20 protein-coding genes are annotated in these 26,954 nt (G+C 47.0%); 12 read left to right on the forward strand and 8 right to left on the reverse strand.

Annotated features, from left to right (window positions below):
- The first annotated feature begins 10 nt into the window (after positions 1–10).
- A complete protein-coding gene (locus AC1DFM_RS09200; RefSeq protein WP_477076418.1) occupies positions 11–850 on the forward strand; it encodes a hypothetical protein in 840 nt (279 codons plus the stop codon).
- Here AC1DFM_RS09200 and AC1DFM_RS09205 read toward each other — a convergent pair.
- Genes AC1DFM_RS09205 through AC1DFM_RS09220 form a run of 4 tightly spaced genes read right to left on the reverse strand, consistent with a single transcriptional unit; the run spans position 847 to position 6,762 of the window.
- Positions 847–1,953 (reverse strand): sensor histidine kinase, encoded by a 1,107-nt coding sequence (locus tag AC1DFM_RS09205; protein WP_477076419.1) that lies wholly within the window; start codon positions 1,951–1,953, stop codon positions 847–849. The two genes, AC1DFM_RS09200 and AC1DFM_RS09205, sit on opposite strands and share 4 nt — an antisense overlap.
- 3 nt (positions 1,954–1,956) lie before the next feature.
- Positions 1,957–2,511 (reverse strand): chemotaxis protein CheB, encoded by a 555-nt coding sequence (locus tag AC1DFM_RS09210; RefSeq protein WP_477076420.1) that lies wholly within the window; start codon positions 2,509–2,511, stop codon positions 1,957–1,959.
- Between the two features lie 30 nt (positions 2,512–2,541).
- Positions 2,542–3,363, reverse strand: a complete 822-nt coding sequence (locus AC1DFM_RS09215; protein WP_477076421.1) for a CheR family methyltransferase — start codon at positions 3,361–3,363, stop codon at positions 2,542–2,544.
- Between the two features lie 6 nt (positions 3,364–3,369).
- Complete coding sequence (locus tag AC1DFM_RS09220; protein WP_477076422.1) at positions 3,370–6,762, reverse strand: response regulator; 3,393 nt, start codon at positions 6,760–6,762, stop codon at positions 3,370–3,372.
- A gap of 330 nt (positions 6,763–7,092) precedes the next feature.
- Between AC1DFM_RS09220 and AC1DFM_RS09225 the strand changes: the two genes are divergently transcribed.
- The 6 genes from AC1DFM_RS09225 to AC1DFM_RS09250 are packed head-to-tail and all read left to right on the forward strand — an operon-like array spanning position 7,093 to position 16,683.
- Positions 7,093–7,467 (forward strand): response regulator, encoded by a 375-nt coding sequence (locus AC1DFM_RS09225; protein ID WP_477076423.1) that lies wholly within the window; start codon positions 7,093–7,095, stop codon positions 7,465–7,467.
- A gap of 7 nt (positions 7,468–7,474) precedes the next feature.
- Positions 7,475–8,626: a HEAT repeat domain-containing protein gene (locus AC1DFM_RS09230; protein ID WP_477076424.1), complete on the forward strand. Its 1,152-nt coding sequence runs from the start codon at positions 7,475–7,477 to the stop codon at positions 8,624–8,626.
- Entirely contained in the window at positions 8,626–10,056 is a 1,431-nt protein-coding gene (locus AC1DFM_RS09235) for a glycosyltransferase family 2 protein (RefSeq protein WP_477076425.1), read from the forward strand. Before AC1DFM_RS09230 ends, AC1DFM_RS09235 begins: the two co-directional genes overlap by 1 nt.
- A 15-nt stretch (positions 10,057–10,071) precedes the next feature.
- Entirely contained in the window at positions 10,072–11,550 is a 1,479-nt protein-coding gene (locus tag AC1DFM_RS09240) for a glycosyltransferase family 2 protein (RefSeq protein WP_477076426.1), read from the forward strand.
- A gap of 20 nt (positions 11,551–11,570) precedes the next feature.
- Positions 11,571–14,432 (forward strand): tetratricopeptide repeat protein, encoded by a 2,862-nt coding sequence (locus AC1DFM_RS09245; protein WP_477076427.1) that lies wholly within the window; start codon positions 11,571–11,573, stop codon positions 14,430–14,432.
- Positions 14,433–14,454: 22 nt separating this feature from the next.
- Entirely contained in the window at positions 14,455–16,683 is a 2,229-nt protein-coding gene (locus AC1DFM_RS09250; protein WP_477076428.1) for a DUF4838 domain-containing protein, read from the forward strand.
- Between the two features lie 54 nt (positions 16,684–16,737).
- On the opposite strand, the gene AC1DFM_RS09255 is transcribed toward AC1DFM_RS09250, so the two are convergent.
- Both AC1DFM_RS09255 and AC1DFM_RS09260 read right to left on the reverse strand, forming a co-directional pair.
- Positions 16,738–17,097 carry a SnoaL-like domain-containing protein gene (locus AC1DFM_RS09255; RefSeq protein ID WP_477076429.1) on the reverse strand — a complete coding sequence of 120 codons (360 nt, stop codon included), beginning with the start codon at positions 17,095–17,097 and terminating at the stop codon, positions 16,738–16,740.
- Positions 17,098–17,129: 32 nt separating this feature from the next.
- Positions 17,130–17,636, reverse strand: a complete 507-nt coding sequence (locus AC1DFM_RS09260; protein WP_477076430.1) for a VOC family protein — start codon at positions 17,634–17,636, stop codon at positions 17,130–17,132.
- Between the two features lie 152 nt (positions 17,637–17,788).
- On the opposite strand from AC1DFM_RS09260, the gene AC1DFM_RS09265 reads away from it, so the two are divergent.
- The 4 genes from AC1DFM_RS09265 to AC1DFM_RS09280 all read left to right on the forward strand — a co-directional run bounded on the left by AC1DFM_RS09265 (position 17,789) and on the right by AC1DFM_RS09280 (position 24,208).
- Positions 17,789–18,427, forward strand: a complete 639-nt coding sequence (locus AC1DFM_RS09265; protein WP_477076431.1) for a TetR/AcrR family transcriptional regulator — start codon at positions 17,789–17,791, stop codon at positions 18,425–18,427.
- 243 nt (positions 18,428–18,670) lie between these two features.
- Positions 18,671–20,035 carry a TolC family protein gene (locus tag AC1DFM_RS09270; protein ID WP_477076432.1) on the forward strand — a complete coding sequence of 455 codons (1,365 nt, stop codon included), beginning with the start codon at positions 18,671–18,673 and terminating at the stop codon, positions 20,033–20,035.
- Positions 20,036–20,048: 13 nt separating this feature from the next.
- On the forward strand, positions 20,049–21,095 hold the full coding sequence (locus AC1DFM_RS09275; RefSeq protein WP_477076433.1) for an efflux RND transporter periplasmic adaptor subunit: 1,047 nt from the start codon (positions 20,049–20,051) through the stop codon (positions 21,093–21,095).
- Between the two features lie 11 nt (positions 21,096–21,106).
- Complete coding sequence (locus AC1DFM_RS09280) at positions 21,107–24,208, forward strand: efflux RND transporter permease subunit (RefSeq protein ID WP_477076434.1); 3,102 nt, start codon at positions 21,107–21,109, stop codon at positions 24,206–24,208.
- A 67-nt stretch (positions 24,209–24,275) separates the two neighbouring features.
- Here AC1DFM_RS09280 and AC1DFM_RS09285 read toward each other — a convergent pair whose 3' ends face one another.
- Positions 24,276–25,229 (reverse strand): tetratricopeptide repeat protein, encoded by a 954-nt coding sequence (locus tag AC1DFM_RS09285; protein WP_477076435.1) that lies wholly within the window; start codon positions 25,227–25,229, stop codon positions 24,276–24,278.
- A 199-nt stretch (positions 25,230–25,428) separates the two neighbouring features.
- Here AC1DFM_RS09285 and AC1DFM_RS09290 point away from each other — a divergent pair, with 199 nt between their 5' ends.
- Positions 25,429–25,944 (forward strand): hypothetical protein, encoded by a 516-nt coding sequence (locus AC1DFM_RS09290; RefSeq protein WP_291927939.1) that lies wholly within the window; start codon positions 25,429–25,431, stop codon positions 25,942–25,944.
- Positions 25,945–26,057: 113 nt separating this feature from the next.
- On the opposite strand, the gene AC1DFM_RS09295 is transcribed toward AC1DFM_RS09290, so the two are convergent.
- Positions 26,058–26,927, reverse strand: coding sequence for an aldose 1-epimerase family protein (locus AC1DFM_RS09295; protein ID WP_477076436.1), 870 nt, complete (start codon positions 26,925–26,927; stop codon positions 26,058–26,060).
- Positions 26,928–26,954 lie beyond the last annotated feature (27 nt).

The following is a 26,954-nucleotide window of genomic DNA, read 5'->3' on the forward strand; positions in this document are numbered from 1 at the left end:
ACTTCATACCGTGAGTACCTGGGAGCGCAAAGCCTTAAATTTTATCAATCAAACCAGTCGTTGGGACAAGGACAAACATATCTCCTCCTTCCTGGCCTTCAGCATTTCTCTTGTAAAGAACCTGACCGCCGCGGATATCGCTCTGCAACTGGAATTTGAAGATGAAGAAACTGCGAAAGTGAAGTGTGCTTCCCCCGTTCACCTGAACGACCTGGTACTGAATCCAGAGCCTATTAAAAAACTATTATATACACAGGGGTTTAAAACCATTTACTGGCGCGATATTCCGCCGCCAAAAGAAAACGTATTACAGGAACTATTACAGGCCTTTTCATCTGCCATTATTATTCCCCTGAATACCATGCCCAACAACAGCCTGCTGGTGTTGGGCTGGAGCTCACCCCAGCAATTTGAAGGCGATTTTCTGGAATGTATAGAAACGATTCGATTACGGCTCAAGGAAGTGTTGCTGCAATCCCAGCAACAATTATATTTTCAACGGACCGCCATTCGTTTTGCCGCCATCCTGCACACCATTCCTTACGCATTGGTGTTTATCAACAACGATGGCTTTTCCGGATGGGTGAACCAGGAAGGCGCCACTCTACTCGGGCTTTCGGGGCCGGGAGAACAGTTACCGGCTATTCTTTCCGATGCCATGATGCAATTGCGTAATAACGCCCTGAACATAGACGAGATCTACAAAGAAGCGATACTGTTATTTTCTTCTCCCGAAAACTCCATTTCCAACTGGCTATGGAAACTGGAACATAAAACATTGAAGGTATCCTGCTTACCCGTTACCACCCAGCAAATCAGTGGCCGTCTCTGGATATTTGAGCAGCCTTAATACCGCTGCCGCCACAGGAAATAAAAAGTACTTCCTTCACCAGGCTGTGATTCTACCCACACCTTGCCACCCTGCTCCTCTACCAGCAATTTAAAGATATTTAAACCGATACCACTCCCCTCTTCTTTACTGTCGTTATCCACTCTTTCGAATAACCGGAAAATCCGGTCGGTATCCCGTTTAGCCACACCGGGTCCATTGTCTTTCACATAAAATTCATAAAACTCGCCTTTATCGGTGCCGCCAATTACGATACGGCCATCCTTCTTATCATTATATTTAATGGCATTGGAAATCAGGTTCTGAAATACCTGCTGTAGCTTCAGTTTATTGGTATTCAGTACCGGCAACGTACCTTCTGTAGTGATGTGAATATGGGCCGGAGGAAATAATAACCTGGACAACTCGGTGATCAGGCTATGCACATCTATCTCCTCAATGGTTTGCTCCATTTCGCTCTGACGGGTATAGTCCAGCATAGAGGTAATCATTTCCGTGAGGTGGTTGGTAGCGCCTAACACAATCGACATGTATTCTTTCAGGTCCGGCGCATTTTGAATACGCTCATCTTCGTTGATCAATGCCAACAAGCCGATAGCCCCTGACAATGGGGATTTCAGGTCGTGGGCTACCACATACATAAAGCGCTCCAGCTGTTTGTTGACTTTCTCTTTCTCCACCATGGCTTCCTTCAGCTCCTGCTGATAGAAGTACAGTTTTTCAAATACGCTGACCTTGGCACGCGTAACGTTGATGTCCAGTGGTTTTGAGAGGTAATCTACGGCGCCTTCTTCAAAGCCCCGCATCACATATTGTTCTTCTTTGTTAATAGCAGTAACGAAAATAATAGAGATATCCCTGGTTTTGGGATTGGCTTGTAACAGCCGGGCTACTTCGTAGCCGTCCATATCGGGCATTTGTACATCGAGCAGAATCAGCCCGATATCGTTATGACGTAAAACGGTTTTTAGTGCTTCATTCCCGGAGGTTGCCTGTAATATTTCGCGGTTATCCTCTTCCAGCATATGTTCCAGGGATACCAGGTTTTCCGGTTTATCATCTACAAGCAGGATGGTGAATGTTTTTGGTTTTTGCTGCTTCATTTGTCAACGTTTATTTGCTATGCTTATATTTTTCAAATATGCTATTATCTGTTCTATGGTCATGGCCTGTACGCCCATGCACCCATCCAGGGCCGCCTGTGGCATGACGGCGAACAGGGCTGTGGCCGGGTCCTGCACAATTCCTGTACCACCTGTGCTAACAATCTGACAAAGTCCTGCTGCACCGTCGTTGTTGGCGCCACTGAGCAGAACACCCAATACGTCTGTACCGAAGGCAGTGGCAGCCGTACTAAAGCTCATATCGATAGCCGGACGGCTGTAATTTAATGGCTCGGAATAATCCAGGGAAAAGGTGCTGTCTTCTTCTATCAGCAGGTGATAATTCTGAGGAGCGAGGTAAATATTCCCCGGTAGCAGCGGTGCTTTATCTTCTGGTTCTACAATTTCCTGGTGTACCGATAACAGTTTATCCAACTCACTCTCTACATTTTTCGGGCGATGAATCACAATCACGATGGGGATATTAAAGGGAGATGGCAACTGGTTCATCAGCTCTACCAGCACGGGCATACTACCTGCGGAACCTCCGATTATCACAAGACGGTATTTATGGGGACGTGTCAATAACTATACTTTACGTCTGAAAATTTTATTGGACATACTGACGGCTTCAAATTTATGTCGTTGCTCATTATACAGGAGCGATTCCTTTATACCCAGTGCCAGATATCCTAACGAAGTTAAGCTATCATAGAACAATTTAACCACCCGATCCTGCAGTGTTCTGTTAAAATATATAAAAACATTACGGCAGCAAATCAGCTGAAATTCATTGAATACCTGATCTGTGACCAGGTTGTGCTGAAAGAAAATAATGTTCCGCCGCAGGGCTGGCTGTATAATGGCATTATCATACCTGACTGTATAATAATTGGAAAAATCGTGGATACCGCCCGATTGCATATAATTATAGGTATATTCTTTCATACTTTTCAACGCAATGACGCCGGCTTCTGCTTTCCGCAGGTTAGCGGCGTTCATATCGGTAGCGTATATACGACAACGGTCGAGTAAACCGGCTTCTTCCAGCAAGATGGCCATAGAATATACTTCTTCTCCCGTAGCGCAGCCAGCATGCCATATTTTTATAATAGGGTAAGATGCCAGCCGTGGTAATACCTGTTCACGAAGGGTTTTATAGAAAGATGGGTCACGGAACATTTCTGTCACATTCACAGTAATATACTGGACCATTTCCTGGAAAAAGTCGTTTTCGTTTAGCAGGCGATGTTTTAATTCAAAGAGGTGATTGATTTTAGCGTACCCGGTAAAGCGGATAAATCGCCGCTTCAGTGAAGCGGGCGCATAGTCGGTGAAATCGTACCCATATCGCTGTTGAATAATTTTGACCAGCTCTGTAAAGTCGTTGTTACTGATGTCCTCTACCATAGGCCTTTATGATAACCATACCCTTAACAAAGATAGTAGCTTAATGTTGTCTATTGGTTTCGCTATATAGTCTGACGCGCCTGCCTCCATGCATTTCTGGCGATCACCGGCCATGGCTTTGGCCGTGAGTGCAATCACCGGCAGCTGTTGAAAGCGGGCGTCTGCGCGGATATGTTTCATCGCTTCGAAACCATCCATTTCCGGCATCATGATATCCATGAGTACCAGGTCCACGTGAGGATTACTATCCAACATCTGCAATGCTTCGCGGCCATCGGCGGCGGTGAGGACGGCTATTCCCTGCTCTTCCATGAGGACGCTGATAGAAAAAACATTGCGCATGTCATCATCCGCGAGCAACACTTTTTTGCCTGAGAGGCCGCCTTCCAGCAATGCCTCAGGCAAGATTTCCATGGTTGTTTTCTTCTGCAATTTATAGAGGAATAGTTCCAGTTCATCCATCAGGCGATCCGTAGAATGGGAGGAGTTGCGGACAATAGCGGAGGCATATTTTTTCAGCTGTTGTTCTTCCTGGCTGGTAATATCCTGGTCGAGGTATACGATCAGTGGTGTATCACCGGCAGCTGGAATAGCGGACAGCGCTTCCAGTTGCGCGATACCGGCGTTTAAGTCGGTTCCTATTTCCACGATGACGGCATCATATTTTTTAGCTGCCAGGAGTGATGATGCCGGCTGGGTATTGTCGGCCACGTCATACTGGGTTTCCAGGTTTCTTTCATCGCTTTTGGTTTTCAGCTGTGTGTCGGCGCCGAGGGGGCCGGCAGATACCAGCAATACTTTCTTTAAGCGGGCCTGTATCTGTGAGCTGATGTTGACGAATACAGCTTCCAGATCACTCAGTTCCAGTGGCTTTCTCGTATAGCCATGTATGTTATCTCCAGCGATAGCTTGTATATCGGCGCCRGTGACAACGTGCACCAGTATTTTGCTGAGTTCTTCGCTGCTTTTCAGGATTTTCAGGATGCTGCCGCCATCGATAACCGGCAGGTTCATATCCAGGATAATGGCTGCTGGCAGGTATTTGCGGGCGTAGGCCAATCCATCCTGTCCGTTGTGTGCTACAATGGTTTTAAAGCCTTTGTTGCGGGCGAAGTCGCGGAGGATGTCGGCAAAATAGATATCATCTTCAATAATCAATATCAGCTTGTCCTGTTTGCTGAGGTTGTGCCGGTCATCGTCTACTTCCACACGGGCGGGAGCGGGTGTAATGATCACCGGAGCCATCACCGGTGCCGTCTCCTGGCTTTCCGCTGGTTCCATAGGTTGACCATTTGTTGGGATCACTACCGAGAAAGTGCTCCCGTTAGCTGTGCTACTATCCAAGCGAATTTCCCCATGCAGGAGCAGCATGAGTTCCCGGCTGATACTCAATCCCAGACCGGTACCGCCAAATTTGCGGTTGGTGGAGCCGTCGCCCTGGTGGAAAGCCTGGAATATCAGGTCCTGTTTATCTTCCGGGATACCCGGACCGGTATCGGTAACGCTGATACCCAGGGTATTGGCATTGTTCATATACCAGGAAATACTGATCACACCACCATTTGGCGTAAATTTAAAGGCATTGGAGAGCAGGTTGCGGACAACCTGTTGCAGCCGGAGTTTATCCGTAACAATGGTAGCAGGAATATCCGGCGCGATGTTCTTTACAAACTGGATTTTCTTTTCATTCGCCACGATATCGAAAAGATCAGACAAATCTTCCATGATGCCGGCCACAGTTACTTTCTCAAAATTCATTTCCACTTTACCGGCTTCAATTTTAGAGAGATCGAGTACATCATTGATCAGGTGCAGGAGGTCTGAGCCTGATTTATAAATGATACCGGCGTATTCTATTTGTTTTCCGGTGAGATTTTTACTTTTATTTTCCTGTAGCATTTTGGCAAGAATCAAGACGCTGTTGAGTGGCGTGCGTAGTTCATGCGACATATTAGCCAGGAATTCTGATTTGTAGCGGCTGCTGGATTCCAGTTCGGTGGCTTTAAGTGCCAGGGCGCCACGGGCGGCTTCCAGGGCTTTATTTTTCTCTACCATCTCCACATTTACCTGCCTCATTTCCTCTTCCTGTACGCGTAGTTCTTCTTCGGAGGCCTGTAATACTTCCGACTGGCGGCTTAGCTCTTCGTTGGATTGCCGCAGTTCTTCCTGTTGGCTGATCAGGATTTCCCGTTGTTCCTGTACCTGTTGTAGTAAGCTTAATACTTTTGCGCGGGAATTGGCAGCATTAACGGCAACGGATATATCTTTTTCCAGCAGTTCCAGCAGGCGGAGCTGCTGGGGGTTGATGGCAGAAAAGGAAGCCAGCTCTATTACGCCGAGCAGTTCATCTTTAACGCGGAGGGGAATCATCACAACAGCGCCAGGTACGGCGTGGCCGCTGGCGGAGCCGAGTTGCCAGTAAGTAGCGGGCAGGTCACTGATGATCCGGATTTCTTTGCTGCCGGCGGCGGCGCCAATAAAGCCATCGTTGACGGCCACCCTGTTGGGGAGGGAAGCCGGCATACTAACGGCAGCGGTCAAACGAAGATCTCTATCGGTTTCATCGTAGCAGTAGAAGGCGCCAGCGGCAAATCCGACAAAAGACGTGAGTGTATGGAGACAATTACGCACCAGTTCATCGCGCTGATCCACGCCCTGGAGACTGTCGTTCATACTATTTACACCGGTGAGCAACCAGTTTTTCCCGTTGGCCGCTTCATTGAGATCTACTACTTCTGCGAGCTTATTATTCAGCGCTTCCTGGGCTTTTAGTCGTCGTCTGAATTCCACGTAGGTAATGCGCATCAGGATGAATCCTACCAGCAAAATAAATGCATTATTTAGTAGCAGCATTTTCACTGCCCTGGTAAAAGACTCGCTCTTCATGCCTTCCCGAAGGGCAAGCAGGCGGCGTTCTTCTCCATTTACAGCGCCAATCCTGGCCCTTACTTTATCGACCAGCAGCGTTTCTTTCTCTGTAATAGCACCGTTATCTGTAACCCGTTGCTGATCTGCCAGGTGATCCAAACCATTCCAGAAACTGAGTAAATGATTGATTTCATCTTCCAGCGAATCTACATTTTTCACCTGTACAGGGTTGTCATCTACCATGCCGTGAAGATCATTTAAGGCCGGCGCTACTTTAGGTAAAGCCAGTTCGTAGGGTTGCAGGTATTTCCGCTCAAACGTGCTACGGAAGCCACGTCTGGCGGCTTCCATATCAAATATCAGCCGCTGTACCCTTTCTGAATTGTTCAATACGCGATAGGTATGTTGCACCCATCCCGCTTCTTCTGTTTGGGTATCAAACGTTCGCCAGGTTAGGAAACCTCCCAGTAATACCAACAATACTACTGTTGCAAATCCAAGGTACAGCCTGTTTATCAGTGAAATTTTCATTGTTGAATGCGGCAAAAAGGTAATTGTTGTATTTTACAAAAATGGTATCTTAGATATAAAAGTACCGAAATGCCTTCATATTCAATACCTTTGCGGACCGTTAAAATATTCATATTCCTATTAAATTAAAAATTTGTGCCGGCTCTGAAAAACCTAACCATACGCTTTCCAGTATATATTTAAGCGAACTGCAGGTGTTGCGTGATCATAACAACGAAGAAACCATTTTCCTGATTTTCATGGACTGTATCAAAAACAATTTTTATAATATATCCGTATCTGTTAAACAATGTCGTACTTGTATTGTTTACGGGATTAAATTCAGCTACTATGACTAAAATACTGCTAATTGAAGATGACGAAATCATGCCGAAAGTAGTTGCCAGAATTCTTCCTCTTCCTGATTATCAGCTGGATCATGTTTCCAATGGTAAAGAAGCATTTGAAAAGCTGGAAGCTACGGATTATGACTATGATCTGATTATCACGGACATCATGATGCCTTATGCTAACGGTTTTGAAATTCTCAGTAAAGTTAAAAGTCATGAAAGAGAAAAAAGCATTCCTGTGATCATTGTTTCCAATGCGGGAAATGAAGACATGATTATGGAAGCCTTTAAGCTGGGCGCGGATGATTTTCTGAAAAAACCTATTATTCCTGCCGAATTAATAATCCGGGTGAAAAGATTATTAATGAATAAATAACTGCATATTGTATATACAAATACCTGATTTTCTGGAACCAGCCTGGAACCTATTCCAGGGAGCGCCATTGGCCATACAGCTGGCGATGATATTTATCGTCCTCGCAACGCTTATTACCCTCCTGGCTTATTTTTCTATCCTGAGAAACCGTTTCAGGGGCTACCAGCGTGCTAAGCGATTGTCCAAATTACTGCCGCCTTTAGACAACCTGATTGTGGAAGAAGTACTGGCCAATCCTGATCCGTTGGCACACAGCCAGCCGGATAACGTGCAACTGAACCTGGAGCGATTTTACCAGCTCCCATTGCATAAAAAATGGGCCCGGCAGGCAACTACTGACCGGATCATTCACTTTCGCCGTAATGTCAGGGGCAACCCCGGGCGTTTGTTGCGGACACTTTACCTGCAACTGGACCTGGACAAAGACAACGTAAAGCAAATGAAATCGTCCAAATGGGAGCGGAAAGTCCGGGCGCTGACAGAGTTCATCGAGATGGACATTCCCATTGCCGACGTAACCATACTACCATTAACAAATAGCCATAACCGTGAGTTAAGGGCCGCCGCCAGGCATGCCTATATCAAACTCAGTAAAAATGAGCCTTTCAAATTTTTTGACGTAGTAACAGATCCCCTGCTGATGTGGGATCAGGTAGAATTGTTCCGGATTATTACCACTACGGAAGATATTGCCATTCCTAACTTTGCACGTTGGATCACCTACTCTACCAACCGAAGCGTGGTATCTTTCTGCTTAAAACTGATTGTTCACTATAACCAGCTCCCGGCAGTACCTGCAGTGAAACAATTGCTGGAGACGAAAGACCACTACCTCCGCGCAGAGGCGATCAACTGCCTCGGCAAGCTTCGGGTACCGGACATTGAAGACAAGCTGGTAAGCATGTACAGCAGCCAGCCACTCCAATGCCAGCTCGAGATCCTGAAGGCTATTGGTCGTATTGGCGGCGCGCAGCATATCGATTTTCTCAAACAGGAATTCCTGCATTCTACCAACTTCGATCTGCGTAAGAGTGCTGCTAAATCCATTGTGAAAAATGAATCGATTGCCAACAAAATACTCCAGGAACTGCTGGATACGTCCGATCCGGCACGCCTGCTGATTCTCAAACATTGTATGAACCCACTAATCAAATACTGATGAATGGATTTTTAGAAACGGCAGGCAAGATTTATGAAAACACACTTTTCGTATACGGATTGGTGTTATTATTTACCTATGCCCTGCTGGCCATCTTATCCATGCTGGCCATCAGAAAATACGTAAAACGGGACAATGAACATCAGCTGGACCTATTATCCAGCTCTCCTATGGCGCCAGGTATCACCATTCTGGCTCCTGCCTATAATGAAGGCCTGACCATCGTGTCCAACGTACGCTCCCTGCTTACCCTGAATTACCCGCGTTATGAAATCATCATCATTAATGATGGGAGTGCAGACGATACCATGGAGCAACTGATTAAGGAATTTAAAATTGTACCGGTAGATTTTGCGTATAATGTAAGGATTCAGACCAAACCGGTCCGGAATATTTATAAATCTACTGATCCGGCCTACTCTTCCCTGGTGGTAATAGATAAAGTAAATGGGAAAAGTAAGGCAGATGCCGTAAATTCCGGCATCAACATCGCGGCATTCGACTATTTCGTGTGTACTGATGTGGATTGTATTCTTCATAAAGATACCTTGCTGGAACTGATCCGGCCGGTGATGCAGGAAGAGAAAAAGCGCGTCATCGCCGTAGGCGCTACGCTGCGTATTGCCAACTCCTCTGAATTTGATGAGGGCGTGATGGTCCGCATGCGCGCACCGAAGCAATTGCTGCCCCGTTTCCAGGAAGTGGAATATATCCGCTCTTTTGTGCTGGGAAAAATGGGATGGAGTTATATCAACTGTGTCCCTAACGTATCCGGTGGGCTGGGGCTGTTCGACCGGGAGGTAGCCACCCGTTGCGGTGGATACGATCACAGTTCCTTCGGGGAAGATATGGAGCTGCTCACCAGGATGAGCCGGTATGCGCACGATAATAACATTAACTACGCTGTACGCTATATTCCTAAAACACTTTGCTGGACAGAAGCACCGGCCAGCATTAAAATATTCAGCCGGCAGCGCGTGCGCTGGTCGCGCGGACTGGCGCAGCTCATGGCCGCTCACTTCAGTATGTTCCTCAATCCCCGCTATGGCAAGATGGGGCTTATTGTATTTCCGTTCAACTTCTTTTTTGAACTACTGGCGCCACTGGTGGAATTCAGCGGCATTATCGTATATATCATACTGGCAGCACTACATCTGATCAACTGGCCATATGCGCTGTTGCTGTTGCTGTTTGTATATACCTATGCCATCATGATTACCACCATCTCCATTTTATGGGACCAGCTTTCCTTCCGCTATTATAAGTCGTGGCGGGAAGTGGCATCGCTTTGCCTGATGCCGTTCCTGGAGTTTTTATTGTATCATCCGCTTATTGTGATCAATTCCCTCCGGGGTTATTATAATTTCCTGACGGGCAAAAGAAGTACCTGGGGCAATATGCAACGGCAAGGTTTTGGAAAGAAGAAATAAAGAAAAGAGCAACGTATGCTGAGAACTATTTTTGAACAAGGCGTATTTATATATGGTTGTACATTACTGCTCATGTATGCCTTGCTGGCGTATATGTCGTACCGTGGTATTATACGCTTTCGCAAAAAAAGCAGCTTTACCAACTACGACCACCTGCTGGATTCCCCGCTTACACCGGGCATTTCCGTGATTGCGCCCGCTTTCAACGAAGGCGTCACCATTATTATGAACGTTCGCTCCCTCCTAACGTTGAACTATACACGCTTTGAGGTCATCATCGTGAACGATGGCAGCACAGACGATACCCTGGATAAACTCATTCACGAATTTGAGTTGGTGCCGGTAGACTTTGCCTATAACGAGCGAATTGTAACGAAACCGGTAAGGCAGCTATTTAAGTCCACCAATACCGCCTATGACAAGCTATTGGTGATTGATAAAATAAATGGGAAAAGTAAGGCAGATGCATCCAACGCTGGTATCAATGCGGCCGCCTTTGATTATTTCCTTTGTACAGATGTGGATTGTATTATAGAGAAAGATACCCTTCTGCGTATGGTGAAGCCCTTCATGGATGAAGAGCATAAGAAAACCAGGGAAGTAGGCGAGCCATGCCCCCAATGCGGATATATACATGTTGTGGAAGATAGCCGCCAGGTAATCGCTACCGGCGCTACGCTCCGCCTGGCCAACTCACTGGATGTGGACGAGGGTGTTATCCTACGGGTACGCCCCCCCGAAAAACTACTCCCCCGCTTCCAGGAAATGGAATATATACGGGCGTACGTATTGGGCAAAATGGGATGGAGCGGGCTAAACAGTGTACCTAATGTATCCGGCGGACTGGGACTATTTGATAAAGAAGTGGCCATCAAAGCCGGCGGATACGACCATGCTTCCTTTGCAGAAGATATGGACATCGTTACCCGCATGTGCGCTTATATGCTGGACAACAAAATGAAATATGCCATCCGTTATATTCCTACCACACAATGCTGGACGGAAGGCCCGCCTAATATGAAAGTATTCAGCCGGCAGCGTACCCGCTGGGGGCGCGGACTGGCAGAGATCATCACCATACACCGGAAACTATTTTTTAATCCCCGGTATAAGAAGCTGGGACTGGTGGTATTACCTTACAACCTGTTCTTCGAATTCCTGGCGCCCATCATTGAATTCCTCGGTATCCTTTATTATATCTATCTCGGCGTTACCGGTCAGGTTAACTGGCAGTATGCACTCATTTTGTTATTGTTTGTGTACCTGTATTCCGTGATGATTACCACCCTGGCCATTTGCTGGGACCAGATCACGTACGGTTATTACAAAACCTGGCGGGAAGTGATAGGATTGGCGCTCATGGCCTTTTTTGAGCCGTTGATCTATCACCCATTGATCGTATTTTTTGCATTGCGCGGATATTGGTATTTTCTTATTGGCAAGAAATCTGCCTGGGGAAATATGCAGCGACAAGGATTTGGCAAACGAAAGTAAACTTATAAACAGGAAAAGCAATGGCTGTATTAAAACATCTGTTCACGAGTATAGTAGTGTGTTTGGCGTTACAAACGCAGGCGCAGGTTTTTAAACAGAAAAGTAATGCAGAAGCCCTGTATAATCAGGCAGTAGCAGAAACGAAGCAACAACATTATGATAAGGCCATCGCATTATCGCAGCAGGCTTTGCAGCAACAACCGGATTTTATTGATCAGGAGTTATTGCTGGCGAGGTTATATCTGCTCACCAAGCAGTACGGCCTTTCCCGCAAATATGTGAAAGAAGTACTGACTAAAAATCCCCGCTACCGGGATGCCTATTATTATGCTATCAACGTAGAACTGACCACCGGCAGATATACCGAAGCGGAATGTTATGCAGATGAAGCACTAGCTTATTTCCCCGGCAGCCTCGAATTTATGCGCAAGAAACTGGGCATCCTGGATCTGCAACACAAAGTATATCGTGGCAATGAGCTGGCGGAAACCCTGATGAGCAAATACCCGGAAGACACGACCGTACGCAATTCCTATATAGAACACTATCTGCTGACCGGCCGCTACTATCAGCAACTGAATAATGCCGGTATGGCGAGGCAGAGCTACGATAGGGTATTATTGGTAGATCCACGCAACCAGCAGGCCCGGGAGGCCGTTCTGGCCGTGGCCCTCAAAGGAGGCAGTTACCAGTCGGCCCTGGACCAGGTGAATGAAGGCTTAAGCACCTCTCCTGGCTCTTATGATTTACTGATGCGTAAACTGGGTATTCAGCAAGACATGCACGCCTACGTGGATGCCATGAGTACCCTGAAAGAAATACAACGGCGGTATCCCAATGATGCCAAAGCCCGCACGCTGGAAACACCGCTCAAGATGGAAGCCGCTGCCTGGTATGCTAACACTGACCCCTATACGCTGTACGAAGGCGTTGCGGAGAAAAATCCCGGTAACCGCGAAGCGCTCGACAAGCTCATTGGCTACAGCATGGCGCGGGGCGCCTACAAAGAAGCGCTGGCATGGATCAACAAAGGGCTGAAGAACAATCCTACAGATGCCCGCCTGCTGGCATTGAAGATGGATGTACTGGAAGGAGATCATAAATACAGCGCCGCAGCGGCATTGGCCAGCACGCTGTATCAACGCTCGCCTAACCCGGAACTGAAAGAACGATTGGTGACATTGCAAACCGCCAGCGGCCGCGATTACCTCGCACAGCAGCAATATGACCTCGCGTTAGCATCTTTCGAAAGCGCATTGACTGCGAGCCCTAACGATACGACCGTACTCAATCTTTTAGTCAATACCTACATCTCTCAAAAAAATACACCAGCCGCCTTAAAAGCGCTGGATCAGGCACTCAACTATTACCCGGACAACACTTACTTCTTACTAAAAAAATCCAGTGTGCTTTCAGACGCGGGCAGATATGAAGAAGCCGCCGCCATTGCCTCACAGCTGGCGCAGCGCTTCCCATCAGATGAACGCATGAACAACAACCTCGCGGAAATGCGCCTGACAGCCGGCAGGGTGTTGATGAAGGCCGAGGAATATGACCTCGCGAAACAACAGTTTGAACAGGTATTGGCAGTAGCCCCCTCGAACCAGGATGCGCTGGATTATATGATCAACCTGCAAAGCGCCACCGGCAAGCCAGACAGCGCCCTGTACTATGCAGATAAAGCGTTGGGATACTATCCCGGCAACCGCGACTTTCTGCTAAAGAAAGCCTCCGTACTACAGGACAATCATGATTATGCCGCCGCAGCAGCCATCACGTCTGATCTGATGACCCGGTATCCCTATACACTCAAGTACAAAAGTGCATATATCAATAGTCTCACTTACGCGGGAACGGAGTATCAGCGGCGTCAACAACCAGATAGCGCGCTGGCCATGTTTAACCAGGTGCTGGCATTGAATCCGAAGGACTCCATGGTATTGCTGTATAGCATCAACGCCCTCAACGGACAGCAACGTTATGACAGCGCGCTGGCCTATACCGCGCAAGGGCTGAAATACTATCCCAATAATGATGCGTTTTTAATGAAGCGTGTAGTGACGCTGGAGAATAAGAAAGATTTTGCCGCCGCTGCGCTGGCAGCAGATTCGCTGGTGAAGCTGCAGCCTACCGCCGTGAACACAGACTACCGCGATTACCTGCAAAGCAAAACATTGAAGAACCAGTTTGGATTGTATTATCTCAATTCCAGCTACGACTACTCCGACAACAAGTATAATATTGCCACCATAGAATACCGGCGGTTTATCAAACGGGGATCTTATGCGTTTCAGCTCAACTATGCCGGCCGGCAAACCGGCAACGGCTTACAGGGACTGGCCGAAATGTATTATACCCACAATCCTAAATTATATTCTTACGGGATGGTGGCGTATTCCAATAAAACGGTGTTCCCACAACTGCGCGCCGCTTACTCTATTTTCAAAACATTCGGAAAAGATTTCGAAGTGGAGCTGGGTGGACGTTACCTGAACCTCGATAGTGTGAGCAGTATTTCCGGCGTAGTATCTGTGGCGAAACCGTTCGGCGATTTCTGGGTCAACCTCCGTGGTTTTGTGATCAGTGAATCGTCAAAAAATTATACCGCGTTTAACCTGACCACCCGTTACTATATGAACAGGCGGCAGGATTATCTGCAGGTGGTAGCAGGCCTGGGTACTTCTCCCGACGACCGGAGCCGGCTGGTTAACTTTCCTAACCTTTCCGGATTGCTGACCCATAGCATTGGCGCCGGCTATCAGAAAGTATTACATTACCGCACTTCGCTGGGATTATATGGCACCTGGATTAACCAGAAAATCACGGACACCGGGTTCCAGAACCAATATGATATTTATGTATCGCTTCAGCGGAAATTTTAACTGACTTACAATGTACAGGACTATGAGTTACCTATTGTTGACCATGACGACGTTGTTGCACAGTGCCTGTGCACCGGGTAAAGCAGACGACTTATACCTGGTAAAGCAGGGCCAGAGCGCTTATGTGATTGTGGTACCGGAATCGGCCACCAAAGCGGAAACCAAAGCCGCTGGCATTTTCCAGGATTACGTACAACGTATTTCGGGGGTAAAACTAACGGTGATACCCGAACGTCAATATAAAGACCAGCCAGCCGTTTTTATTGGCAATACTGCGCATACCGCTGGGCCGGAAAAAATAAAAGGCGAAGGTTATTTTACCGGAAGTAAAGATAAACAGCTGTATATCCGCGGTGGCAGCGGCCAGGGCGTAGTATATGGCGTATACCATACGTTAGAAACGTATATGGGTTGCCGTAAGGATACCAAAGGACCGGCAGTAGTGCCTACGTCGAAGGATATACGAATTACCGGCGCACTGGCCGACTTACAGGAGCCGGCATTTCAATACCGGGAAAGCTACTACCCCGCTTCTACAGACGCGGAATACCTCTCGTGGCATGGATTACAGCGCTTCGAGGACCTGTGGGGCCTCTGGGGACATTCGTTTTTCAAGATGGTACCGCCGGCTACTTATTTTAAAGATCATCCGGAATATTATTCGTTGGTAAATGGAAAGAGACAGGCACAGCAACTTTGCCTGAGCAATGAAAACGTATATGCCTTAACGGTAGCCTGGTTTAAAAAAGCAATTGCGAATAATCCGGATGCCATGTACTGGTCTATTGCCCCGGAAGATGGTGGTGGCGCCTGTACCTGCGACCTGTGCAAAAAAGCAGATGCAGAAGAAGGTGGCCCACAGGGGTCGTTGATTCGTTTTGTAAACCGGGTAGCGGGTCAGTTTCCGGCGCAGCGTTTTACTACACTGGCCTATGGCTACACGGCCAAAGCGCCGCTGAAAACAAAGCCAGCGGGCAACGTATATATTATGCTGAGTACCATTGATGCGTTCCGGCAGGACCCATTGTCGCAAACCCCTTCCGCGGCCGGTTTCCGGAAAAACCTGGAAGGCTGGGGTGCTACTACCGGCAATCTGTTTATCTGGGATTATACCACACAGTTTACCAACTACCTGGCGCCGTTTCCCGATTACAACAACCTGCAACCCAATTTGCAATATTTTGCAGCGCACCAGGTAAAAGGTGTTTTTTCGCAGGGCAGCGGGGAAACCTATGGCGATATGGCCGAATATAACAGCTACGTGCAGGCGGCACTGTTATGGCAGCCGAATGCAGATCTTAAAACCGTAAAAGAAGCGTTTTTAAAGGGCTATTACGGCCCTGCCGCTCCTTTTATGGGGCAATATATCGATGCACTGAGTAACGCCGTTAAAAGCACGCATAGCACCCTGGATATTTATGGCAATCCCATCTTCAATACCCGGGATTACCTGTCTCCTACGCTGATCGATCAATACTCTACCCTGCTGGATAAAGCCGAAGCGGCAGCAGGCGACCACACGCCTTACCTGCAGCATGTATATCAGAGCCGGTTATTTCTGGAATACGTGGTATTGCAGCAGTCGCGTTTTTACGGCAATGAAAAGTACGGCTATCTACAGGCAGATGGCAGCGTGCTACCGAAATGGCCGGCGCGGGTAACGCATTTCGTGGAGCAGTGTAAAGCTGCCGGTGTAACGGAGTTGTCGGAAGGTGGTTTATCACCCGATGCCTATGCACAGGAATGGCAGGCCCTATTCTCCCGCAAGTGGATCAACAGTCTTGCGCTGCATGCACCGGTAACGCTCGTGAACGCCTATACGCCGGAGTATACGCCCAAAAAAGAAGCCACACTAACTGATGGCTTATTCGGGGGCAACGACTTCAGCTATAACTGGTTGTTCACCTACGGAAAAGATATGATTGCTACGATTGACATGGGTAGTAATAAAACTATCCACACGGTGCAGATGAATTTTTTACAGGACGCCCGGCATTATATCTTTAATCCTACACAGCTGCTGATTGCTACTTCTACCGATGGTATTCATTTCACAGAAGCAGGTGTAAAGGATATTCCTGTTCCCGGAGAAGATTTCGGGGTACATATCCTGCATTATTCTTTTACTTTACCGGCTACATCAGCAAGGTACCTGCGGGTAACTGCGAAATGCCCTGTGGCATTGCCTGACTGGAGATTGGTGGAAGGAAAAAAGCCGGCGCTGTGTTGCGATGAGGTGAGTGTGGAGTAACACACCCTGTTGCTATCATGCAAAAACATTCAGCTCCGGCTTCTTTGTATTTGATTACATAAAGAACTGCTCTGAAATAATTTTACCATCTTTTACATGATATACGCAAAGCTCACTGAAGGCCATACGTTCTTTCCCTTTCATTTTTACGTCCATCGTCAATACAAAAGCGATGACATTGCCTGCAATCAGGGGGGCTGATGCAGTAGTACCATAACTGGTTTCTACCATAGAACGGAACTTTTTGTCTTTCTCCACCAAAGCCTGCCGGCCTTTGGTTTCCTTTTCAAATTCAGGTGTGGCATAAGGTTCTATGCTTACTGCATCATCTGCGTACAGCTCTTTTTGTGCCACATCAAATTTTTCCTCCCGGCAAAGGCTGGCCAGGCGTGAGGCGATTTGTTCTACAGTCATAATTATGCGTTTTTTGTGGATAAAACATTTTATTACTGGTTCTTTTCCATTTGTTTGATGGCTGTCCATCCCTCCGGCGTAATCCCCATAATTTCGGTGACAACACCTAGTGGTTGGTAAGTATCAAAGAAAGCCATTCGGGCGATGGGATGGTCTACCTCACTGATCACCGCATACCCCTGCTCCCGCAAATCACTGGTCACCTGCTCAAAACCGCTGATGGGCAAACGGAAGGCAAGATGTTGTGTACCTCCTGCCGGATACCTGGCAAGATAGTCATGAAACATACTTTGCCCGGAAAGCGGCTGAATGAGTTCAATAAAAGTCCCGCCGTTATAAGCCTGAGTGGTTAGCCAATCGCTGGCCACGACCCTGCCATAATAGGTCATATCAAGATCCTCTGCACGGACATGCTCCGGTTCGGGGAAGCCAATACCCAGGGCATTGGAGAGGAACTTTACCGTTGAATGAATATCAGGGACTACCCAGCCTATCTGCGCCAGTTCCAGTCCTGCAATAGTATTATTAATACTGCTCATATTCGTTTCTTATTTGTATAAAACAAAGTTAATACGGAGAATACTGTCGCAGCAGGGGTATTTACGCCAAAAAGAGGTAACTTATGACGAGCTGACACCATCGGTTGCATTATCCAAAATAAAATTTGGAAAATAAACACTGTTCAGTATATTTGCACTGTAAACAATCCAACGTGGGCATTATAGAAAGAAAAGAGCGGGAAAAAGCAGAAATGCGCAGGCGTATTGTAGACGTAGCTGCTAAAATGATTGTGGAAGAAGGATATGAAAAAGTATCTATCCGCAACATCGCAGATAAAATAGAGTACAGTCCTGCCACGATTTATCTTTATTATAAAGATAAAGACCAACTGCTGTATGATGTGCAGACAGATGCTTTTGCGACCCTGTCGAGAGAGTTTCAGTCAAAAATTACAGAAGAGGCCCCCTTTAAAAGATTGGAGCAACTAGCCAAAGCTTATGTAGATTTCTCCAGGGAGCATCCGGAACTATACGACCTGATGTTTATCATTAAGGCGCCTATGAATGCCCTGGTAGAAGAAGAGAAATGGAAAAACGGAGATCCGGCGTATGATGCCTTGTTTTACCTGATGAAAGAGTGTGTCGACAAAAAGGTGGTGAAGTTTAAAGATCCTACTATTGCCACGCTCTCTGTATGGGGATTTGCCCATGGCCTGATCAGTCTGCACCTGCGGGGCAGATGCTCCAAAGTATCGAGGGTATCGGAGGAAGATATGCCGAAAGTAGTAGATGAAGCGATCCGGGAATACCTGCGCATGATTAAACTTTAAGTTTTTTTTCGAAAACATAAAATATATCCCGGAGTTAATCGTCTTAACAGATAGAAGCCCGTCAACAGGCGTTCTCGTGAAGGTTTATATATCCGTGAGAAAGTAGTGTGTCGTTGAAAATAAGTCCAAAAGCCGTGTCGGCTTTTTTTTACATGCAGCATTAAACACTGTTCAGTATATCAACAATGATAATAAAAGCCTTACCAGCTTTATTTTTTTCGGTATAAATAAACACCGTTCACTATGTACACATTAATCACAAAAGGAGCATTGTTAACAAGCCTGCTCATAGCGGGTTTCAGCTCCTTCGCACAAAACACCGTGCTGGATCAATACATACAATCCGCCTTCAGCAACAATAAAGGGCTGAAAGACCAAAGCTTTCAGCTGACCAAATCGCTACTGGCATTGCAGGAGGCCAAAAGCCTGTTTGGTCCCAACGTATCCTTACTTGGCAGCTACACCAAATCACAAGGAGGACGTACCATCGACATTCCACTCGGCGACATCATGAACCCGGTGTACAACAGTCTCAATCAGCTGACAAACAGCCATAACTTCAAATCACTGGAGAATGCAAGCGTTCAGCTGAACCCTGACAATTTTTATGATGCTAAAATCAGAACCAGTTTACCACTGATCAATGCAGAAATTTATTACAACCAAAAAATTAAGAAAGAACAAATCACGCAGCAACAAGCAGCCATGAACGTATACAAACGGGAACTGGTGCGTGATATTAAAACCGCGTACTATCAATACTATCAAGCCGCACAGGCCGTAGCTATTTACAACAACGCGCTTTCTCTGATCAATGAAAATATCCGTATCAATGAAAGCATGGTACGCAACGGCGTGAGAAATAACACCGCCCTGTACCGCTCCCAAACAGAGAAAGAAAAAACAGCCGCTGATATCAACAAAGCCGTCAACAACCGGCAGAATGCCAAAGCGTATTTTAATTTCCTGCTGAACAGAGGCCTGGAAGAAAATATTACGCTGGACAGTACGCTGCTGACTACGCCAGAACAACTGCCTGGCAAGGATATCAACGAACGCGAAGAACTGGCGCAATATAAAAGCGCCACTACCGTGTACCGCCTAAACGAACAATTACAACGCTCCTACCTGGTGCCCAAACTCAGCACCTTCATTGACCTGGGCTCACAGGGAACTGTCGCCAACTTCGATGCCAACACCCGCTACTATCTTTTTGGGGTAAACCTGGAATGGAACCTGTTTGCTTCTCATAAAAACAAATACAAAATCAAACAGGCTGCCAACGATGTAGCCTCCATTACCAATGCGGCATCGCAAACCACCGATCAGCTACAGTTACAGCTATACCAGGCCCTCAACAACTACCAAACCGCCCTGCGGAATTTTAAAACCGCCCAAAGCCAGCTGGCCTTTGCAGAAAGGTATTACCGTGATCAGATGAAAGTATATAAGGAAGGACAACTGCTGTATATAGAATTGCTGGACGCACAAAATCAACTCACCCAGGCACAACTGCAAACCACCGTATCGCAAGCCGCTGTGCAAACAGCGTATGCCGGAGTAGAACGTGCACAGGCATCTTACAATATCGACAATCACAACAACTAATAATTGTACTCACATGAAAAATACATTGCTTCTCCTCCCGATTTCCATGGTCCTGTTTTCCTGCGGCACTAAGCCAACGGCTACTGTCACCGTTTCAGATACCATCCCGGTAAAAATAATGCCACTGGCCAAACAAGGTACTGCTACCACCATCAACGCTTCCGGTCAGTTTACCACCGACGATGAAGTATATCTTTCTTTCAAAACCAATGGCATCATCAGCAGTATCCTTGTGAAAGAAGGTGATCCGGTACGCAAAGGTCAACTGCTGGCTACCCTGAACCTCACCGAAATAGATGCGCAGGTACAAAAAGACCAGCTGGCTTTTGAAAAAGCACAACGGGACTACCAGCGCATTGTACGCCTGCACAGTGACAGTGTGGCCACACAGGAACAGCTGGAAAACAGCAAGACCGCGATGGATCAGGCCAAACAACAACTGAGTACTTCGCAGTTTAACCGCAGCTACTCCGCTATTCACGCCACCCAGGATGGCTACGTACTGCATAAGCTGGTCAGCAGCGGCCAAATGGTCAATGCCGGTACCCCGGTACTACAAACCAACGGCGCCAGCAGCGCACATTGGTTATTACGTGTAGGCGTTAGCGATAGAGAATGGGCACAGGTGAAAAACGGCGACAAAGCTACCCTGGAAATTTCCGGTATCCCTGGTGATACACTCACTGGAACGGTTACACGCAAGTCAGAAGGAGTGGATGCACAAAGCGGCACCTTCCTCATCGATGTACAACTCTCCGGCAACAAGCCCGCCGCCATCGCGGCCGGCATGTTTGGCCGTTGCCATATCAACACTGGCGCTGCTACTGGCAACAATACCGCCTGGAGCATTCCTTATGCCGCCCTCCTGGATGGCAACGGTAGCAGCGGTTTTGTATTTGTGACCAACGACAACAAAACCGCCCAGAAAATACCTGTCACCATTGCCGGCATGGAAAAAGAAAATGTGCTCATCAGCAATGGCATGGAACAGGCAAAAGCGCTCATTATTTCCGGTAGCGCCTACCTCAAGGATCAATCTCCCATCCGTATCATCCAATAACAACTACTATCATGAAAATATCCAGATACGCCGTCAAAAACTACCAGTTCACCCTGGTGATATTTATTATGATCATTGTGCTGGGCATCACTACCATCCTCAATATGCCCCGCTCGGAAGATCCGGAAATGAGAGCCCCGCAATATACCCTCGTAGTGGTATATCCCGGTACCAGCCCTAAAGACATGGAAGACCTGGTGGTAGACCCTTTGGAAAAAGAGATCTATGCACTGGATGATATCAAACGCATACGCACTTCCATCAGCGATGGCGTAGCTGTGATGCGGGTAGAATATAAGTACAGCTCCAACGTAGATCAGAAATACCAGGAGCTGGTAAGAGAAGTGAATAACAAGCGGAAAGACCTGCCCGCCGACATCTACAGCATAGAAGTACACAAACAGGAACCTTCCGATGTAAACGTACTTCAGGTAGCATTGATCTCGGAGAATGCCTCCCGCGATAAGCTCCGCTACTATGCCGATAAACTGCAGGATGAACTGGAGAAAGTATCTTCCCTGAAAAATGTAAAGCTGCATGGCTTACCGGATCAACAGGTGCGCGTGGAATTGCAGCTGGACAAAATGGCGCAGCTGCACCTTCCGGTGAACGCTGTGATGGCCGCCGTACAAAGTGAAATGGCCAATATACCCGGTGGTAGTATTGATGCCGGTGAAAAAAGCTTCAATATCAAAACCAGTGGCAACTATCAAAACATAGAAGAAATCAGCAACACCATTGTATCTAACGCTAACGGCAAAAATGTTTTCCTGAAAGATATTGCCCGCGTTTATTATGGTTTTGAAGATGAAAAATATTTTGTGCGATTAAATGGGCACCGGTGCGTAGTCGTTTCTGCTGCACAAAAGTCCGGCGAAAATATTACTAAAACACAGCAGCAATACAAACCTGTTATTGAGCAATTCAAAAAAACGTTGCCAGCGAATATTGACATGGTGCAGTACTTTGACCAGGCCACTGCTGTAAACAATCGCTTAAGCGGTCTGGGCAAGGATTTCATTATTGCTATCCTGTTGGTGGCCTTTACCTTACTGCCTTTAGGACAGCGGCCGGCCCTGATTGTGATGATCTCTATTCCGTTGTCATTGTCTATTGGCATTGTGTTGCTCCAGCTGTTTGGATTTAACCTCAACCAGCTGAGTATCGTAGGACTGGTAGTGGCATTGGGGCTGCTGGTGGATGATAGTATTGTAGTAGTGGAGAATATAGAGCGCTGGATGCTGGAAGGGCACAGCCGCATGGAAGCTACCCTGAAAGCCACTTCGCAGATTGGCTTAGCTGTAGTAGGCTGCACAGCTGCCCTCATCATTGCTTTCATGCCGTTAGTATTTATGCCGGAAGGCAGTGGTGATTTTATCCGCAGTCTCCCACTGGCGGTGATATTCAGTGTACTGGCATCTATGGCGGTATCGCTGACAATTATACCTTTCCTTTCCAGTCGTTTGCTGAAAGAACATACCGGCAATCCGGAAGGCAACTTCTTTATGCGCTTGCTGAAAAGAATGATCCACGGCAGCTATGCGAAGCTATTGGACAAAGCGTTGCATCGTCCGGTGATTACCATGGTGGTATCGTTGGTGATCTTTGGGGCGGCCATCGGATTGTTTAAAGTGATTGGCTTCAGCCTGTTCCCATCTTCCGAAAAACCACAATTTTTAATCAACATATTTACGCCGCCACAATCCAATCTGACTTATACCAACGAAGTAGTACAGCAGATAGAAAAGGAACTGAAGCAGGAAAAGGCGATCAAATCGTACGCCAGCAACATCGGTAAAGGCAACCCACGCATTTACTATAATGAAACGCAGGAAAACGAGAGAAGCGATTATGCGCAGATCTTTGTACAGCTTGATGAACATGCCAATCCGGCTGAAAAAAATAAGCTGATTGAAGCCCTGCGTAAAAAGTGGACCCCTTATCCGGGAGCGAAAGTAGAAGTGAAGAACTTTGAACAAGGTCCGCCGATGGTGGCGCCGGTGGAAGTGCGTTTATTTGGCGACAATCTGGATACCCTACGTTCCATGGCAGCCAACGTTGAAAAGCTGTTGGAAAAAACACCGGGCACTATTTACATCAACAACCCAGTGAGTACCCTTAAGTCGGATATCCGGGTAAAGATAGATCGTGAAAAGGCGCAACAGCTGGGTATTCCCACCGCAAACATCGACCGCGTGGTTCGTTTAGCCATTGCCGGTATTAACCTCGGCCAGTACAATGATCAGAACGACAATGACTACGACATCCTGCTCACGAAGCAAAAAACAGGTAAGCCTACCATGGATGTGTTCAAAGATTTGTATGTCAATAACAGCCAGGGGACCGCGATTCCGCTTTCACAGGTAGCACAGCTGCAGCTGGAAACATCTCCCCTGACGATCCGTCACCAGGAAAAGAACCGGGTAGTAGCCGTGAGCGCCTTTATCCGGAAGGGTTTCCTGACCGACCAGGTCATTGCAGACGTAATAAAACAAATGGATGCACAGCACCTTCCTTCCGGTTATTCGTATGAAATGGGGGGTGAGGTAGAGAGCCGGAAAAACTCCTTTGGTGGATTCATGAGTATCATTATTGTCACCGTATTCCTCTTTGTGGCCGTGCTGATCCTGCAATTCAAAACCTTCAAAAGCATGCTGATTGTATTGTCTGTGATACCGCTGGGTATTGTAGGAGCCGCCATCGCGCTGTGGCTGACCGGTAACTCGCTGTCGTTTGTAGCGATCATCGGCCTGATTGCCCTGGCGGGTATTGAAGTAAAGAATACCATTTTGCTGGTTGATTTCACGAACCAGCTGCGGATGGAAGGACATTCATTGGAAGAGGCGATCCGTGAAGCCGGAGAAGTACGTTTTCTGCCAATTGTGCTCACCTCCCTCACTGCCATTGGAGGTTTGATACCGGTGGCGATTTCTACTAATCCGTTAATTGCCCCGCTGGCGATTGTATTGATTGGAGGACTGATCAGTTCTACGTTGTTGTCGCGCATCGTAACGCCGGTAGTGTATAAGCTGATTCCGCCTAAGATAGAAGCGAATCCGAAAAGTAACCATACTACCAAGGCCGTGAAGGAGCATTTGGAGATGACAGTGTAGTAGCTGCTTTTCAGCCATTGGCATCAGGGGAATGTAGCGAAAATGCTTCGCTGCATTCCCCTGTTTGTTAGTACCCGTTTTCTTCCATGATGTTTTTCAGGAGTGCCTTTTCTGCTACACATTTATCTCCCATTCCCAGCTGATCAATGAGGCTATAGCTGTTAACAACAGCCTCCTTACACCAGGGCATATCTTTCGCCAGTGTATATAGCTTCACAAATCCTTTCAGGTGTTCCTTCTTTTCTATGAGATAATAGGCGTGTTGACAGCGGAATTGCGGGCTATAATAAAACTCCTGTCCTGCCCAGTCCCAGGTTTCTTCCGTCACATTTGCATCTGCTTTCAGCCATGCAGCAGCGTAGACAGGTGAAGGCAGAATATCGCCATCAAAACCCAGCAGTTCATGAATCGACAACTCCATCGGTGTGTCCTTTGGCAATTTGGTGGCTAATATTTCATCATAAATTTCGTGCGCTTTTTCCTGTTGATCGGTAAAATGGTAAGTATCTGCCAATACGATTCCTGCCCTTTTGTGGCCGGGTGTCAATTCCAGCGCCTTCAGTGCATTGGCGGCAGCTTCGGTATAATTGGTAAGTACAAAGTTAGTTTTTGCTACAGCAGCCCAGTAGTCGGCTGTTTGCAGATCCTCCGGTGTATGCTCCTGTTGCGCCATATTAAGGGCTTTCTCCGGGTACCGGTCATCTGTAAAGCGCTCTATGAGCTGCCATAGTTCCAGCTTGCTGCCTATCAACTCATCTAATGCCGAATAGATCACGCTTCTGCGATCAGCAACAGATTGGATACTTTCCCACGTAGCGGCCTTTTGTGGGTAGAGATCTGAAAATAGCATCGGCTCACCGGTATCGGGATTAGTCAATTTCAGGTTAACAGGTACTGCCGGCTTACAAAGATATCTTGGAACAGTGGCGAGTAGTTCCTCGTGGAAACGCAGTGCACTTGCGGGTTTAGCAGGTGCTGGTACAGGTGTTGTTTTCCCAAATAATTTCCTGAACAAATTCATGTCGCGGATTGAATTTTTAGCGGGTGATTGGTGATAAATAGTGATTATGGCGGGTAAAGCGGTGCTTTACTCCTATAACAATTAAATATAATCAGTAAAATCAACAACCCTAAAAATATAATCGATGACTCATTTAAAATTAGTTCCTTATTTTTACAGCTAATTTGTAGTCAACCATTCCTTTGAAAATTAGTTTCTTATGAAAAAAATCTTCCTGTCATTTGCAACCATGCTATTGGTGATCTGTATCAGCACGCAATCATCGCAGGCACAATTGAAGCGTTTCAGTATCGGTCCTTTTGTAGAAGCGGGCTTCCCTACAGGCGACTTTAGTAATACCCATAACACTGGCTATGGTATTGGTTTGGGAGCTGACGTAAAACTGGTAGCAGGCTTAACTGCTGTAGGTTCCGTGAGCTACTTCCATTTTGGTGGTAAAAGCGGTACGACTAACGGTGTAGGCTATGACTACAAAGATTTAAATACCGTACCTATTCGTTTAGGCTTGCGTTATAAGCTGATTTCGCTGTTGTATGTAAAAGTAGAAGGTGGTACTGTACAGTATACCGGAAAGAACTACAATGGTGTAGGCGGACTGGTAGCACCAGGTTTGGGTATCCGTTTACTCGGTCTGGATGTAGAAGCCAAGTATGAAGCATGGTTCAAAGATGGCACTCGTGGCTTCTTTGGGCTGAAAGCCGGATATAACTTCTAAAAAATTACGAATTACGAATTACGAATTACGGATTTGTGGGTAGATGATAAACGCGAAGATCAACATTCGCTGATATCTACCCACAAATCCGTAATTCGTAATTCGTAATTTTCTTAAAATATCGTCGCTGTCCAGGTTCTTTCAAAGCTGCTGCCGGGCGCCAGCTGATTAATCCCTTCCTTCTCTTCCAGCGCTCCTGTAGCCGCTACATTATCTGCAATCCCACACCAGGGTTCAATACATACAAAATCGCCATCTTTTGCCGCCCAGATGCCCATATACGGGAATCCTTCGAATTCCATGGTAAGGCCATGCGGGGTCGCTTTGCTTTTAATGCTGATAGCTGTAGAGGCCAGATTTTTGAATACCAGTGCATCCTGGTAAAACAATGATTTTTGCAGGGCTAGTTCATGGGTATGTTCCAGCATGGGCACGGGCGCCATTTCTATTTGTCCGCCAGGAGACAAAGGCCATCTACCAGCGGTTTCTTCTTTATTGAAGTAGAGGTAGTAGTCGTTGTATGCGGTACCTGCCACCAGAGGTATTTTAAAAGCCGGGTGAGCGCCTACGGAGAAGAGCAATGTTTTATCGTCTTTGTTGACAACCCGGTAAGTTACCTGTAGTTGATCATCCTGCAGGAGGTATTCGACGATAAAATCGAAATGAAAAGGATATACCGCGAGGGTAGTTGGATTATCTGTGAGATGGAGACTGACGTGGTCCGTTTCCTGCGTCAGAGTGCGGAACAGTTGTTCTCTGGCAAAGCCATGGCGACCGAGGGTATACGACTGACCATTGTAATGGTAGGTATTGTCTTTCAGTCCGCCTACTATCGGGAAGAGAACGGGGCTTTTCTTGCCCCACACCGCGGGGTCTCCGCTCCATAAATATTCGAGTCCGTTATCGTTGCGGATGACGCTTTGCAATTCTGCGCCCTGTGGATTTATTACCACAGTAAGTTTTTCATTAGATATTTTGATCATTGTCGGGTACTGTTATATAGTGGATAT

The sequence above is a fragment of the Chitinophaga sp. 05T412 genome (genome assembly GCF_056396465.1).

Bases quoted from the DNA above. Each gene is read 5' to 3' on its own strand.
- AC1DFM_RS09205 (WP_477076419.1), bottom strand. From the start codon at position 1,953: ATGAAGCAGCAAAAACCAAAAACATTCACCATCCTGCTTGTAGATGAT.
- AC1DFM_RS09215 (WP_477076421.1), bottom strand. From the start codon at position 3,363: ATGGTAGAGGACATCAGTAACAACGACTTTACAGAGCTGGTCAAAATT.
- AC1DFM_RS09225 (WP_477076423.1), top strand. From the start codon at position 7,093: ATGACTAAAATACTGCTAATTGAAGATGACGAAATCATGCCGAAAGTA.
- AC1DFM_RS09235 (WP_477076425.1), top strand. From the start codon at position 8,626: ATGAATGGATTTTTAGAAACGGCAGGCAAGATTTATGAAAACACACTT.
- AC1DFM_RS09240 (WP_477076426.1), top strand. From the start codon at position 10,072: ATGCTGAGAACTATTTTTGAACAAGGCGTATTTATATATGGTTGTACA.
- AC1DFM_RS09245 (WP_477076427.1), top strand. From the start codon at position 11,571: ATGGCTGTATTAAAACATCTGTTCACGAGTATAGTAGTGTGTTTGGCG.
- AC1DFM_RS09250 (WP_477076428.1), top strand. From the start codon at position 14,455: ATGAGTTACCTATTGTTGACCATGACGACGTTGTTGCACAGTGCCTGT.
- AC1DFM_RS09255 (WP_477076429.1), bottom strand. From the start codon at position 17,097: ATGACTGTAGAACAAATCGCCTCACGCCTGGCCAGCCTTTGCCGGGAG.
- AC1DFM_RS09260 (WP_477076430.1), bottom strand. From the start codon at position 17,636: ATGAGCAGTATTAATAATACTATTGCAGGACTGGAACTGGCGCAGATA.
- AC1DFM_RS09270 (WP_477076432.1), top strand. From the start codon at position 18,671: ATGTACACATTAATCACAAAAGGAGCATTGTTAACAAGCCTGCTCATA.
- AC1DFM_RS09275 (WP_477076433.1), top strand. From the start codon at position 20,049: ATGAAAAATACATTGCTTCTCCTCCCGATTTCCATGGTCCTGTTTTCC.
- AC1DFM_RS09280 (WP_477076434.1), top strand. From the start codon at position 21,107: ATGAAAATATCCAGATACGCCGTCAAAAACTACCAGTTCACCCTGGTG.
- AC1DFM_RS09285 (WP_477076435.1), bottom strand. From the start codon at position 25,229: ATGAATTTGTTCAGGAAATTATTTGGGAAAACAACACCTGTACCAGCA.
- AC1DFM_RS09290 (WP_291927939.1), top strand. From the start codon at position 25,429: ATGAAAAAAATCTTCCTGTCATTTGCAACCATGCTATTGGTGATCTGT.
- AC1DFM_RS09295 (WP_477076436.1), bottom strand. From the start codon at position 26,927: ATGATCAAAATATCTAATGAAAAACTTACTGTGGTAATAAATCCACAG.